The 12857-nt window shown below is 68.3% G+C and carries 14 protein-coding genes; 7 read left to right on the top strand and 7 right to left on the bottom strand.

Annotated elements, in window-relative coordinates; all coding sequences use genetic code 11:
* From AC6RA4_RS16945 to AC6RA4_RS16915, 7 genes are all read right to left on the bottom strand, one after another.
* The coding region (locus tag AC6RA4_RS16945) for a DUF1190 domain-containing protein (RefSeq protein ID WP_500162352.1) at positions 1 to 231 on the bottom strand (231 nt) is incomplete at its 3' end.
* 11 nt (positions 232 to 242) lie between these two features.
* Positions 243 to 1448, bottom strand: coding sequence for a glutathionylspermidine synthase family protein (locus AC6RA4_RS16940; protein ID WP_500162350.1), 1206 nt, complete (start codon positions 1446 to 1448; stop codon positions 243 to 245).
* 153 nt (positions 1449 to 1601) lie between these two features.
* The gene (locus tag AC6RA4_RS16935) at positions 1602 to 2894 is read right to left on the bottom strand and encodes a TRAP transporter large permease (protein WP_500162348.1); all 1293 of its coding nucleotides are present in this window, start codon (positions 2892 to 2894) and stop codon (positions 1602 to 1604) included.
* Positions 2895 to 2969: 75 nt separating this feature from the next.
* A complete protein-coding gene (locus tag AC6RA4_RS16930) occupies positions 2970 to 3971 on the bottom strand; it encodes a TRAP transporter substrate-binding protein (RefSeq protein WP_500162346.1) in 1002 nt (333 codons plus the stop codon).
* A 26-nt stretch (positions 3972 to 3997) separates the two neighbouring features.
* On the bottom strand, positions 3998 to 4483 hold the full coding sequence (locus AC6RA4_RS16925; protein ID WP_500162343.1) for a TRAP transporter small permease: 486 nt from the start codon (positions 4481 to 4483) through the stop codon (positions 3998 to 4000).
* Positions 4484 to 4521: 38 nt separating this feature from the next.
* Positions 4522 to 5661, bottom strand: coding sequence for an FAS1-like dehydratase domain-containing protein (locus AC6RA4_RS16920; protein ID WP_500162341.1), 1140 nt, complete (start codon positions 5659 to 5661; stop codon positions 4522 to 4524).
* A 35-nt stretch (positions 5662 to 5696) separates the two neighbouring features.
* Positions 5697 to 7274, bottom strand: a complete 1578-nt coding sequence (locus AC6RA4_RS16915; protein WP_500162339.1) for an acetate--CoA ligase — start codon at positions 7272 to 7274, stop codon at positions 5697 to 5699.
* A 147-nt stretch (positions 7275 to 7421) separates the two neighbouring features.
* Here AC6RA4_RS16915 and AC6RA4_RS16910 point away from each other — a divergent pair, with 147 nt between their 5' ends.
* From AC6RA4_RS16910 to AC6RA4_RS16880, 7 genes are all read left to right on the top strand, one after another.
* Positions 7422 to 8207, top strand: coding sequence for an IclR family transcriptional regulator (locus tag AC6RA4_RS16910; protein WP_500162337.1), 786 nt, complete (start codon positions 7422 to 7424; stop codon positions 8205 to 8207).
* A 15-nt stretch (positions 8208 to 8222) separates the two neighbouring features.
* Positions 8223 to 8648, top strand: coding sequence for a PaaI family thioesterase (locus AC6RA4_RS16905; RefSeq protein ID WP_500162335.1), 426 nt, complete (start codon positions 8223 to 8225; stop codon positions 8646 to 8648).
* Positions 8645 to 9898 (top strand): CaiB/BaiF CoA transferase family protein, encoded by a 1254-nt coding sequence (locus tag AC6RA4_RS16900; protein WP_500162333.1) that lies wholly within the window; start codon positions 8645 to 8647, stop codon positions 9896 to 9898. Before AC6RA4_RS16905 ends, AC6RA4_RS16900 begins: the two co-directional genes overlap by 4 nt.
* Positions 9899 to 10095: 197 nt before the next feature.
* A complete protein-coding gene (locus AC6RA4_RS16895; RefSeq protein WP_500162331.1) occupies positions 10096 to 11208 on the top strand; it encodes a 4Fe-4S dicluster domain-containing protein in 1113 nt (370 codons plus the stop codon).
* Positions 11205 to 11675, top strand: coding sequence for a cyclic nucleotide-binding domain-containing protein (locus AC6RA4_RS16890; protein WP_500162329.1), 471 nt, complete (start codon positions 11205 to 11207; stop codon positions 11673 to 11675). Before AC6RA4_RS16895 ends, AC6RA4_RS16890 begins: the two co-directional genes overlap by 4 nt.
* Positions 11676 to 11694: 19 nt before the next feature.
* Positions 11695 to 12513 carry an FAD/NAD(P)-binding protein gene (locus tag AC6RA4_RS16885; protein WP_500162327.1) on the top strand — a complete coding sequence of 273 codons (819 nt, stop codon included), beginning with the start codon at positions 11695 to 11697 and terminating at the stop codon, positions 12511 to 12513.
* A gap of 2 nt (positions 12514 to 12515) precedes the next feature.
* A partial coding sequence (locus tag AC6RA4_RS16880; protein ID WP_500162325.1) for an NADH-quinone oxidoreductase subunit B family protein occupies positions 12516 to 12857 on the top strand: 342 nt, incomplete at its 3' end.

The following is a 12857-nucleotide window of genomic DNA, read 5'->3' as shown; positions in this document are numbered from 1 at the left end:
GACCTCAAGGCTGTCATAGCGCGGCGCGGTCTCGGCGTGCAGGGTCTCGGCCTCGGCGAAGGCGGCGGTGCAATCCTGCTCCGATAACAGGCTGGTCGGCCCAACGGCGCTGCGACAGCTCTCGAGATCGGGAAAGGCCTGCGCCTCGACCGGTTCCTCGCGGCATCCGGCGAGCGCGAAGGAGGCGGCGCCGACGATGGCGAGGGCGGCTGTGCGGGAGCGTTTGGTCATGGCGGTCTCCGTCAGTCTCGGATGAAATGGGGTTTGAAGCGCGACAGGTCCTGCGTGATGCGGCCGCGATCCTCGCGGATGCCGATGCCGGCACAAGCCTCCCCGGCAATCCAGGCGCCGATCACCGGGCGAAAGCCGCCGAAGACCGGCAGCGGGTGATAGGCCTGCGCGATGCGCGGGTGCTTTGCATAGGCGTCGTTGCTGGCGGTCTCGGTGACCTGACCCTCCTCGACGATGCTGATCGACGCGCCCTCGCGCGAGAAGATCGGCTTCAGCACGTGGCCCCGCGCCATCGCCTCCGAGGCGCGCTCAAGGCGCGCGGCGGTCTCGCCCGTCGCATCGCTCAGGTCGCTCTCAAAAAAGGCGGGGAGCAGGTTGGGGTGATCCTCGAACATCTCCCACAGCACCGGCAGGATGCCCTTGTTCGACAGGATCGCCTTCCACGGCGGCTCGATCATCCGGCATTGTGCGGTGGCGAGATGGGCGGCGTAGTCGTCGCGCAGCAGGTCTTCCCACGGGTAGAGCTTGAACAGCGTGCCGATCACCCGGTCCTCGTCATCGAGGAACTGGCCGTCCTCGCTGACTCCGATCTTCTCGAGATCGGTGTAATGCGCGCCAAGCCCCGCCTCGCGCGCGGCCCAGCCGAGCGCCTCGACGGTGGCGTAATCCTCGGGCGCGCCGGAGAGGGCGGTGAAATGCAGCTGCGTCTCGGGGGCGAACATCGCGCCGAGACGCGCGACGATGGCCTCGTGGATGCCGTTGAACTGGTCATCGCCCTCGCGCAGCACGCCGAGGGCCTGCTGGTCTTCAAACCATTGCCACTGGAAGGCGGCGCTCTCGTAAAGCGAGGTTGGCGTATCGGCGTTGTATTCCAGCATCTTGGCCGGAGCGCTGCCATCGTAGACCAGATCGAACCGGCCATAGAGCTCGGGCTCGCCGTCCTGCCAGCTCTGCGCGATGTAGTCGCGATGGGCCACGGGGATGGCGAGCTTGTCGAGCAGCTCTTCGGAGCCGATCACCCGCGCCACCGCCTCGCGGCAGAGCCCGTGCAGCTCGGTGGCGGGATCCTCGATGCCGTCCTCGATTTCGGCAAGCGTGAAGCAGTAGGCCGAGCTTTCCTCCCAGTAGGGTTCGCCATGTATGTCGGCGAAGGTGAAGCCCTGGTCTGCGGCCTTGTCGCGCCAGTCCGGGCGCTCCGGCAAATCGAGCTTCTGCACCTGTGGTCCTTCCTCCTGTCGCCGCGCCTCTCCGAGCGGGCGGGGTTGGGGCGACATATGGGCAGTTCGCGCGGGATTGTGAACCGCCGGAACGGAAAAAGGCGCCGCATCCCCTTGCGGCGCCTTTCCCTGCCGTGCCGGGGAGGAGCCGGCTCAGCGTGACATCATCAGCTCGGGCAGGAAGAGGGTGATCTGCGGGAAGGAGAGCAGCAGCACCAGCACGATGATCTCCATGCCGAGGAAGGGCAGGATGCCGCGGAAGATCGTGCCCAGCGGCACCCGGGTCTGGGCCGCCGCGACATAGGCGTTGAGCCCCAGCGGCGGTGTCAGCAGGCCAATCTCGACGGTCTTCGTGACCACGATGCCGAACCAGACCGGGTCGTAGCCCATCGCCATCGCGGTTGGGAAGGCCAGCGGCATCGCCAGCGACAGGATCGCAAGCTGGTCCATGAACATCCCCATCACCAGCAGCACGAGGATGATGATCGCCATGATGACCTCGCGCGGCATCTCGGTGGTGGCGACGAATTCCAGCATGGCATGGGTGATGCGGGTGAAGGCGAGGTAGTTGGAGAAGATCGCCGAGCAGGCCACGATGGCCACGATCATCACCGTGGCGCGGATGGCGCGGCTGACCGAGGTGCCGAACTGCACGAAGCTCAGCGTGCGTTGCAGCATCACGATGATCAGCGAACCCATGACCCCGAGCGCCGCCGCCTCCGAGGGCGAGGCGAGCCCGCCATAGATCGCCCCGATCACCGCCAGCAGCAGGATCACCATCGGGATAACGTGCACGCTCTGGCGCAGCGCGCCCTTGAGCTCGAATGGGTCGCCTTTCGGGGCCTGGTCGGTGGTCTGGGCGATGATCTTGATCACCAGCGCGAGGCCGGCGGCGGTCAGCATGCCGGGCAGGATGCCGGCGATGAAGAGCTTGCCGATCGAGGTCTCGGTCAGCACGCCGTAGACCACCAGCACAATCGAGGGCGGCACCACCACGGCAAGCGTGCCGCCGACGCTGACCACCGCCGCCGCGAGGCGGTCGGAATACTTGTGAGCGCGCATCTCGGGGAAGGCCGAGGCGGCCATCGCGGCGGTCGAGGCGGTCGAGCTGCCGACCAGTGCCGCAAGGATCACCGAGGCCGCGACGGTGGCGATGGCGAGCCCGCCCTTGACGTGGCCGATCCAGCGCTGGCAGGCGACGATGGCGCGGCGGGTGACATCTCCGGCGGTCAGCAGCTCGGCCATCAGGATGAACAGCGGGATGGCCACGAGGATGAACGAGGCCGAGGTGTCGAAGAAGGTGCGTTCGAGCACAGCCAGTGCCGGGCGGGTGCCCAGCTGGGCGGCGAGCCCGACGCTGCCGGCGATGCCCATGGCGAAGGCGATCGGCACGCGGAACACCATCATGATGGCGAGAAGCAACAGGATGGCGAAGAAAGTCAGCATGAAGGGTCCGTGCGCGTCTTGAGGATCGGGCAGCCGCGCGGTTGCGGCGGCTGCCCGGGGATCTTCTGCTGCGGCTCAGTGGCCGGTGAGTTCGCTGTAGGTCTCGAGCACCGAGGCGGCACCGTCATTGTCGATGCGCTCGACCCAGTCACTGCTAACGGCGCTGACCGCCTCGGTGACCGCGGCAAGCTCGTCGGCCGAGAAGGTGTAGGTGTCGATGCCCTCGGATTTCCACTGCTCGATGAGCCCGGCGACGGAGGCATCCTGCGCCTGCGCCACATGCGCCGCGGTCTCGGCGCCGAGGCTGACCAGCTTGGCCTGCGTTTCGGCCGGAAGCCCGTCGAAGAGATCGCTGCGGATCACCATGACGAAGCTGTAGCCGCCGAAGGAGCCGTTGGTCGAGATGTGGCTGACCACCTCGTTGAGCTTGTAGCCGGGCACCGAGGCGAGCGGGAACAGCACCGCGTCGAGCCGGCCGCGCTCGACGGCGGTATATACCTCGGGGCCGGGGATCGAGATGCCGACGCCGCCGAGGCTGCGCGCGGTCATCGCCTGGGTCGAGCCGGAGGTGCGGATGTCCTGCGAGGCCCAGTCGGCGGGCATGCCGAGGCGGGTCTTGGCGAGCACTTGGTAGGGCGGCAGCACGAAGCCGAAGATCGGTGTCACCCCTGCGGCGAGGAACTCGTCGCGCAGCGGCCCGGCCTCGAGCATGGTCTGCAGCGCCTGGGTGCCTTGGGCGGCGGAGCCGTAATAGCCCGGCAGCGCCACCACCGAGTTCAGCGGCAGCACGTCGGCATGGTAGGGGGTCCCCAGGAGCGCGGCATCGAGGATGCCGTTATTGACCGCGTCGAGCTGGGCCTTGGACTTGGCCGCCTGCTGCGAGGGGAAATGTTCGAAGCTGATCTCGCCGCCGGTGGCCTCCTCCACCGCCGCCATCCACTTCGTCGTGCCCTCGACCGACACGATATGCGTCGTCGACTGGAAATCGCCCAGCCGCAGGGTCTCGGCCGCCAGCGGCGCCGCCGCGAGGGCCAGGGCGGTGCCCAGCACCGTCATCACCTTGGTCTTGATCGTCATGGTGTCTCTCCTCCCTTGAGAAATCATCACAAATCTGCCGGTTCGCGTCTCCTCAGCGCGTCGTGCAGCAGTCTCAGGACCAGAACGCCGCATCCCAGGGGGACGACCGCATAGGCCCAGCCGAGGGGCCAGTCGACCACCCCGTATTCCACATCGTTGTTGAGGATCGCCTCGAGGGCGAACTCGCCCGACATCACCGTCACCGCGCCGAAGAACAGCGCCGGCAGCAGCAGCCGCAGCCGCGCCACGACGCGGCCGAACAGCCCCGGCAGGCGCTCGGGCGTGAGCTCGAGCGCCAGGTGGCCGCCATCGCGGAACACCCGCGACAGCGACTGGCAGGCCAGCGCCGGCATCAGGAACAGCTCGGTCAGTTCGAACTGGATCTGCACCGGGCGGTTGGCGAACAGCCGCAACAGGATGTCGAGATTGATCAGCCCGGCGACCAGCACCAGGCAGAGGCACCCCGCGATGTGCAGGATGTCCTCGAGTTTTCTCAGTCCGGTCTCAAGCATCGGCGCTCCTCCCTTGCCGCTGCGTGATGGACGGGCGCTCAGCGCTTCGGCAGCTCGACGATCGCCGAGCCCATGGCCGAGAGCTCGCCGTCCTGCTGTTCGGCGCGCTGCTGGATCTCCAGCAGGAAGCGTCCGTCCTCCTCGAATTTCCGCACCACGCTGCCGTGGATCAGGATGATGTCGCCTTCCGGGTTGTGCCGGCGGACCTGGCATTTGGCCTGGCGCAGGAAGCCGTCATCGCCCATCCAGTTGGTGATCTGGTGGGTCAGCCACGAGGTCCGCTCGGGGCCGTAATCATAGGCGCCGGGGGCGCCGACCTCGAGCGCGAACTCCTCTTCCCAATGCACCCGCTCGGGGCAATCGGGAATGCCGTAGCGGTTCTTCGGGCCGGCGCTCGGGTGCTTCTGCTGCAGCTGCCAGGCGAGCTTGTTGGCGCGGATATATAGCCCGCCCCAGCCCTGGGCGTAGGCGATGAAGCCGGTGGCCGTCATCGGGCCCTTGACCATGGTGGGCAGCTCCTCGCCCACCGCCACGTCATCCCAGTAGCGGGTCTCGGCGCCGCGCACCGTCTCCTGCTCGTAATACTTGTAGTAGCTGTCGAGCTCGTCCTGGCTCCAGACCTTGCGGCCCTTGGCCTTGGCCTCGGTATACTTGGTGCCGTTTTCGCGGGCCTGGTCGCGGTCGGTGCGGAAGCACCAGCTGTCGGCATCGGCCACCAGATCGCCGGTGGCCGCGTCGTAGAAATCGACGTGGTAGATCTGCTGCACGGCGCGGCCGGCAAAGCGGGTCTCATGCTCGATCAGGTCCTTGAGATAGGCTTCGGTGCGGAATTCCATGTTGCGGGTGATCGTCTTGTGCCAGTTCCAGTTCGCGCCCGACCACATGGCGTGCACCCCCGGCAGACCCCCGACATAGCCGGAGATGATGCGGTTGGTGGCAAACAGGAAGCTCGGCAGAGCGATCACGTCGCCATACTTGGTGCCCGCGGCATAGTCCGGGTCGCACCAGAGCGGATTGTCGTCGCCGATGCCATGGGCATAGTGACGGATATTGTCGCGTGTCGCCTCGTAGCACCACGGCTCCACGGTCTTCTCGATCTTCACCCCGACCCGCTGGCGCAGGTCGTCGAGCCCCTCCTGGGTGATCTTGGGGAATTTCCTCTGGGTCATGTCGTTCATCTACGTCTCTCCTCGAACGTCTTTGGCGGGGCGGATCACTCCGCGGTCTCGATGGCTTTGGCTTCGCGGTCGCGCAGGATCTTGCGGTTGACCTTGCCGGCCGGGGTCTTCGGCAGCTCGCTGACGAAGACGATCTGGCGGGGGTATTCGTGGCGGGCGAGCCGGGCGCGGACGTGATCCTGGATGTCCTGCACGAGGCGCTCGGCCTCGGCGCCCTCGGGCGGGGCGGCCCGCTTGAGGATGATGTGGGCCTTGACGATCAGGCCGCGCACCGGGTCGGGGGCGCCGATGACGCCGCATTCGGCCACCGCCGGGTGGCTCAGGATGGCGTCCTCGACCTCGACCGCGCCGATTGTCCAGCCGGCAGAGATGATGACATCGTCGGCCCGGCCGCCGTGATAGAAATAGCCGTCCTCGTCGACCCGGCCGAGATCCTTGGTCGGGAACCACTGGCCGCGCTTGCGCACCATCAGCTCGCCGGTCTCGCCCGGCGCGGCGGGGCTGCCATCGGCGCGCTGCACCTCGACCTCGACCCCCGGCACCGCCTTGCCCATGGCGCCGTCGCGCACCTCGAGATCATCGGCGCCGGGATAATTGGCGATGATCACGCCGATCTCGGTGGTGCCGTACATCGAGCGCACCTTGGTTCCGAAGACCCGCTCGACATAGGCGGCGGTCTCGCTGTCGATGGGCTCGCCGGTGAAGGAGAGCTTGTCGAACTGGTAGCTGAAGCGCTCGGCCTGGCCGGAATTGCGCATCATGCGGTAATGGGTGGCGGCGGCGGTGAGGTTGGTGATGCGGAAATCCTGCAGCGCCTTCAGCAGCCGGACCGGATCGAACTTGCCGCTGAAGGTGCCGGTGGAGACGCCCATGGCGAGCGGCGCCAGCGTGCCGTGCCAGAGCCCGTGGCCCCAGGCCGGGGAGGACGGGCAGAAGAAGCGGTCGCCGGGGCGGATGCCGGTGGCGTAAAGCGCCGCGACCATCAGCGTGACAATGGACTGGTGGCTGTGCTGCACCGCCGCCGGCAGGGCGCGGGTGGTGCCGGAGGTGTATTGCAGCACCGCGAGATCGTTGCCCGAGGTGTCCCATTCGAAACGGGCGGGCAGGGTGTCGAGCCCCGACAGGAAGGCCTCGTCGACGGTGATGACGTTCTGCGCCCCGCCCTCGATCGCCTCGGGCGCCTTCTCGGCATTGGTGAAGAAGACCTTCGGGCGGCAATCGCCGACCCGCAGGCGGATGCCGTCGGGCCCGAAGAGCGAGAACATCGGCACCGCCACCGCGCCGGCCTTTATGACGCCGAAGAGCGCGCAGTAGAAGGCCAGCGACGGCTCGATCATCACCGCCACGCGGTCGCCCTTGGCGATGCCGCGCCCGGCGAGGTGATGCGCGATCTGCGAGGACCGGCGCGACAGCTCCTCGAAGGTGATGATCTCGTCGCGGCCATCTGCATGGGCCACCCGCAGCGCCACCGCGTCGCCCTCCACGTGCCGGTCGATGCACTCGTGGGCGATGTTGAAGCGCTCCCGCGTGCCGTCGAACAGCTCCCACAGCCGGTCCTTGGCGTAATGCGTCTGGGCGTCGGCGTAGGACGTGAAGTCCACAAGGCTGGTCATCTGGGGGTGCCTCCTCGTTGGCGGGTCGGAGCGGCGCGGGGCGCTGCATCCGGTTCGTTGACAACGGTAGGGATCGCAGGCAATCATTGTCAATACGCTATTATTATTGTATATAGGCAATGAAATCTGGCGAAACCGAGGATGGACATGACCACGGAACAGGCATCATCAGGCAGCAAGCGGGCGGTTCCCGCGGTGACGCGCGCCCTTGCGATATTGAGGTTTCTGGCCCGCTCGGCGGAGCCTGTCGGGGTCAACCCGATGGCGCGCGAGCTGGAGCTCGTGCCGAGCACCTGCCTGCACATCCTACGGGTGTTGCAGGACGAGGGGCTGGTGGATTTCGATTCGGCCACCAAGCGCTATTCGATCGGCGTGGGCATCCTGCCGCTGGCCCGCTCGGCGCTGCAGCGCAACACGTTTTCGGTGCTGATCCAGCCCAAGCTCTCGGAGCTGTCGCAGGCTTTCGGGGTCACCAGCATCGCCACCCAATTCGCAGAGCCGGGGCAGATGATCGTGGTGGCGCTGTCGCAATCGAGCATGCCGTTCCGGCTTCAGGTCGATCTCGGCAGCCGCTTCCCGGCGCTGATCAGCGCCACCGGGCGGCTCTTCGCAGCGCATAACGTGGCCGATCCACAGAGCCTGCGCGCCCGGTTCGACAAGCTGGTCTGGGATCACCCGCCGAGCTTCGAGCACTGGCTCGAGGAGGTCGCGGAGGCGCGTGCGCGAGGTTACGCGCTCGACCGGGGCAGCTATATTTCCGGCGTCACGGTGATCGCGGTGCCGGTGTTCGGAGCCGACGGGCGGATGATCCGCTCGCTGGTGGCAATCGGAATCTCGGAGCGGCTGGAGGACCGCGAGATCCCGAAGCTGGCGCAGGCCATGTGTGCCATGCGCGACGAGGTTCAGGATCTGCAGATCGACGCAGGAAGCTAGGAGGGGAGCTTGGAGATGGGTGAGGAGGAGGCCGGCCTCGAGGGCTGGAAACCGATCAATGTCGGGGGGTTCATCAACGAGATCGGGCCGTTGCTGCGACCGCTGGAGCGCGGCGAGGAGGAGGTCTATGCGCTGCGGGTGAGCGCGCGGCACCTCAACCCGTTGGGGGTGGTGCATGGCGGCGTGCTGACCAGCCTGCTGGATCAGGCGGTCGCGCTCACCGCGTGGCGGGCGGCTGAACGACAGCCGACGGTGACGGTGCAGATGGACACGCGCTTTCTCGGCGCCGCGCGCGAGGGGGATCTGCTCGAGACCCGCACCAGCCTGCGCCACGCGGGCGGCTCGCTGCTCTTTGTCGATGCGACGCTGAGCGCCGGTGGCGCGCCGGTGGCGGCGGCCTCGGCGATCCTGAAACGCATGAAAAGGGGACCGAGCGCATGACAGGGCACCAGACACAGACCCGCCGTGGTCCGCTTGCCGGCCTCCGGGTGCTGGATTTCTCGCGCATCCTGTCGGGGCCCTATGCCAGCATGGTGCTGGCGGATCTCGGTGCCGAGGTCATCAAGATCGAGCCGATGGGCGGCGGCGACGACACCCGCAACTTCCCGCCCTTCCAGGGCGGTCTGAGCCATTACTACATCGCGCTCAACCGCAGCAAGAAGAGCCTCGCGCTCGATCTCAAGTCCGAGGACGGGCTGCGCATCGCGCGCGCGCTCGCGGCGACCAGCGACATCGTGCTTGAGAATTTCCGCCCCGGCGTCATGGACCGTCTGGGTCTCGGCTACGAGACCTTGCGCGCGGGCAACGAGCGGCTGATCTACGCCTCGATCACCGGCTTCGGCGCCAACAGCCCGCATAGCGACAAGCCCGCCTTCGACATCGTGGCGCAGGCGCTGTCGGGGGTGATGAGCGTCAATCGCGAGCCGGGACAGGCGCCCAACAAGCTGGGCCTGCCGCTGGGGGACATGGCGGGCAGCATCTTCTCGCTCTTCGGTCTCCTCGCGGCGCTGCACGAGCGCAACGTGACCGGGCAGGGGCGGCACGTGGAGGTCGCGATGCTCGACAGCATGATCGCGCTGCAGGGCTACCTGTCGCAGATCTATTTCGTCAGCGGCGAGAGCCCGCAGCCGGTGGGGACGCAGCATCCGAGCATCGTGCCCTATGGCGCCTACCCGACCGCCGATGGCCACGTCATCGTGGCCTGCCTGACCGAGCGTTTCTGGCAAAATTTCGCGCGCTGCATCGGCCGCGCCGACCTGATCGACGATCCCCGCTTCGCGGCCTACGAGGCACGGCTCGCGAACCGCACGATGCTCGAGCCGTTGATCCATGCGGCGATGGCGGGGGAGGGGACCGAATACTGGCTCGCGCGGCTGACCGAGTTCGACGTGCCCAACGCGCCGATCCTGTCGATCGGCGAGGCGCTGGAGCAGGAGCACGTCAGCGCGCATGGCCTGATCGAGACGGTCGAGCATCCCGAGGTCGGGCCGCTGCGGCTGGTGCGCGGGCCGATCCAGTTCGATGGCGAGGGGCCGTCGCCAGCGCAGCCACCCTCGCTGCTCGGGGCGGACACCGCAGAGGTCCTCTGCGAGGCGCTTGGCTACAGCGAGGCGGAGCTGCGCGCGCTCGAGGCGCGCGGGGTGCTGTCTTGCGGCGGGGCGCTGACGGACTGCGCGCAAGAGGTCTCGTGACACGCCGGTCGTGAGCGCGGGCGCAACGTCGCGTGTCCTGCGACGATGTCCCGCGGCAGGAAGGCGTTGATTTCGCGGCGCACATCGTCAACCCTTCGGGACAAGACGCAAGGCAACGCGAAACGATGGTTGGCGGCAGGGGAGGGCCGGGCCATGTGGAAGACCTGCCTCTGTCCGGGCGCCCGGGGCGCTTGCCCATGACCCGCTTGCTGCTCATCGACGACCCGCGCGCCCTGCTGCGGCTGTTCCTCGAGCGCGGTGAGCGCGTGATCGCCCCGCGCGAGATCGACGGGGCCATCGCCTATGCGCCGCTCAAGAGCGCCGATGACCTGCCTAGGGGCCGCACCGACATTCAGGCACCGGGCCAGTACCGGCTGCAGGACGGCGACCCGGATCGCTGGTTCGACTACGTGGTCGGCCCCGGCAGCTGGAAGGCGTGGCTGTTCCCGGCAAAGCGCAAGCTCTGGACGGCGACGCGCAGCGCCGATGGGCTGAGCTTCGAAGAGCCGGAGGAGCCGTGGCCGCCCACGGTGTTCTTCGGCGTCCGGCCCTGCGAGCTGGCCGCGATCGAGCGGCAAGGGCGGGTCTTCTCCGACGGCGCCTTTCCCGAGCCCGACTTTGCGCGCCGCCTGTCGAAGACCCTGCTCGTCGTGGTGAACTGCGCCCGGAGCGCTCCGACCTGCTTCTGCGCCTCGATGCAAACCGGCCCGCGGGCGGAGGCGGGCTTCGATCTTTCGCTGACGGAACTCGACCCGGATCATGGCGCGCGCTTCCTGCTCGAGAGCGGCTCCGAGGCCGGTGAGCGCGTGCTCGCGGACCTCGCGGGCCGGCCGGCGGGGCCAGAGCAGCGCGTCGCCGCCCGCGCCATTTCCGAACGCACCGCGCAGAGCCAGAGCCGGCAGATGCCCGAGGGCATCGCCGAGGGGCTGAAAGACAGGCTCGAGTCGCCTGTCTGGGCCGAGATCGCCACGCGCTGTCTGACCTGCGCCAACTGCACGCTCGCCTGTCCCACCTGCTTCTGCTCGGACGTCACCGAGGTCAGCGACCTCTCCGGCGATCACGCCGAGCGCTGGCAGGTCTGGGACAGCTGCTTCAGTCCGGACTTCGGCTTCGTCCACGGAGGGCCAGTGCGCAGCAGCCCCGCAGCGCGCTACCGGCAGTGGATGACGCACAAGCTGTCCTATTGGCACGACCAGTTCGACAGCTCGGGCTGTGTCGGCTGCGGGCGCTGCATCACGTGGTGCCCGGTCGGCATCGACATCGTCGCCGAGGCCGGGCGGCTGATGGCGGAAGAGGGGGCAGAGCCATGACAGTGCACGGCATCCGCGAGACGCTGTCCGCGCACCCGGCCTTTGAGGGCTTCGACGACGCGGCGCTCGATCTGGTCGCGGGCTGCGGCCGCAACGCCCGTTTCCGGGCCGGCGAGCTGATCTTCCGCGAGGGCGCGCCCGCAGATCGCGTGGTTATCCTGCGGCAGGGGGACGCCGCGCTCGAGGTGATGGCTCCGGGGCGCGGTCCGATCCTCATCGAGTCGCTGCATGCCGGCGACATCGTCGACTGGTCGTGGCTGATGCCGCCCTGCCGCGCGATGTCGGATGCGCGGGCGGTGAGCGACGTGGCGGCGATCACGCTCGACGCGGGCTGCGTGCTGGCCAAATGCGAGGAAAACGCGGCGCTCGGCTACCAGATGTTCAAGCTCTGGCTGCCGCATCTCGCGGGGCGCATCCGCGCGCAGCGGCTGCAACTCCTTGATCTCTATCGCGCCGATGTGGGCTGAGGCGGTCCTCCCCGGGCCCATGCGGCCGCGCCCGGTGCGGGTTGACGAGCGCCTGCGCGAGCTCGACGACGTGGTCACACTGCGCCTGAGCGCCCCCGACGGCGCGGGTTTTGGCTTTCTGCCGGGCCAGTTCAACATGCTCTACGCCTTCGGGGTCGGCGAGATCCCGATCTCGGTCTCGGGCGATCCGTCGCGCCCCGACACGCTGCTGCACACGATCCGCGCCGTCGGGGCGGTTTCGCGGGCGCTGGCAGAGGCCGGGCCGGGCGACATGCTCGGACTGCGCGGGTCCTTTGGCGCTCCCTGGCCGGTGGAGGAGGCGCAGGGGCGGCATCTGCTCTTCGTGGCCGGCGGTCTCGGCCTCGCGCCGCTGCGCCCGGCGCTCTACCGCGCACTGGCCTGCCGTGAGCGCTACCGCAGCCTCACGCTGGTGGTGGGCGCGCGCGCCCCGCGCGAGATCCTCTATGCCTGGCAGCTGGCCGGCTGGGCCGCCGCGCAGGCGTTGCGGCTTCTGGTCTGCGTCGATCATGCCGGGCCCGACTGGACCGGCGCGGTCGGGGTTGTCACCAGCCAGTTCGCCCGCGCGCTCGACGGCATCGACCCCGGCGATGTCAGCGCCTTTCTCTGCGGGCCCGAGATCATGATGCGCCACGGCTGCGCCGATCTCGCGCAGCTGGGTGTGCCGGAGGCCGAGATATGGCTCTCGATGGAGCGCAACATGCAATGCGCCACCGGCCATTGCGGCCATTGCCAGTTCGGCCCCGACTTTGTCTGCCGCGACGGCCCGGTCTTCCGCTATGACCGGGTGCGGCGGCGGCTTGGCCTCCGGGAGGTCTGAGCATGGCGCGCCCGAGCCTTGCGATCTGGAAATTCGCCTCCTGCGACGGCTGTCAGCTCTCCATCCTCGATTGCGAGGACGCGCTTCTGGCCATCGCCGACCGCATCGAGATCGCGCATTTCCCCGAGGCCTCGAGCCGGGTTCTGCCCGGCCCCTACGACCTGTCGCTGGTCGAGGGCTCGGTCACCACGCCGCGCGACATCGACCGACTGAAGGAGATCCGCGCGCAGTCCCGCACCCTCGTCGCCATCGGGGCCTGCGCCACCGCCGGCGGCATTCAGGCGCTGCGCAACAGCGCCGACGTGGCGGAGTGGACCCGGCTGGTCTATCCGCGCCCGGACTAT

Source organism: Salipiger sp. (genome assembly GCF_059781815.1).
This window is presented reverse-complemented; position numbering and strand designations above follow the sequence as displayed.

What these genes read in the sequence shown, in the direction of transcription:
- AC6RA4_RS16935 (WP_500162348.1), bottom strand. Translation starts at nt 2,894, where the DNA reads ATGCTGACTTTCTTCGCCATCCTGTTGCTTCTCGCCATCATGATGGTG.
- AC6RA4_RS16930 (WP_500162346.1), bottom strand. Translation starts at nt 3,971, where the DNA reads ATGACGATCAAGACCAAGGTGATGACGGTGCTGGGCACCGCCCTGGCC.
- AC6RA4_RS16925 (WP_500162343.1), bottom strand. Translation starts at nt 4,483, where the DNA reads ATGCTTGAGACCGGACTGAGAAAACTCGAGGACATCCTGCACATCGCG.
- AC6RA4_RS16920 (WP_500162341.1), bottom strand. Translation starts at nt 5,661, where the DNA reads ATGAACGACATGACCCAGAGGAAATTCCCCAAGATCACCCAGGAGGGG.
- AC6RA4_RS16915 (WP_500162339.1), bottom strand. Translation starts at nt 7,274, where the DNA reads ATGACCAGCCTTGTGGACTTCACGTCCTACGCCGACGCCCAGACGCAT.
- AC6RA4_RS16910 (WP_500162337.1), top strand. Translation starts at nt 7,422, where the DNA reads ATGACCACGGAACAGGCATCATCAGGCAGCAAGCGGGCGGTTCCCGCG.
- AC6RA4_RS16905 (WP_500162335.1), top strand. Translation starts at nt 8,223, where the DNA reads ATGGGTGAGGAGGAGGCCGGCCTCGAGGGCTGGAAACCGATCAATGTC.
- AC6RA4_RS16900 (WP_500162333.1), top strand. Translation starts at nt 8,645, where the DNA reads ATGACAGGGCACCAGACACAGACCCGCCGTGGTCCGCTTGCCGGCCTC.
- AC6RA4_RS16895 (WP_500162331.1), top strand. Translation starts at nt 10,096, where the DNA reads ATGACCCGCTTGCTGCTCATCGACGACCCGCGCGCCCTGCTGCGGCTG.
- AC6RA4_RS16890 (WP_500162329.1), top strand. Translation starts at nt 11,205, where the DNA reads ATGACAGTGCACGGCATCCGCGAGACGCTGTCCGCGCACCCGGCCTTT.
- AC6RA4_RS16885 (WP_500162327.1), top strand. Translation starts at nt 11,695, where the DNA reads ATGCGGCCGCGCCCGGTGCGGGTTGACGAGCGCCTGCGCGAGCTCGAC.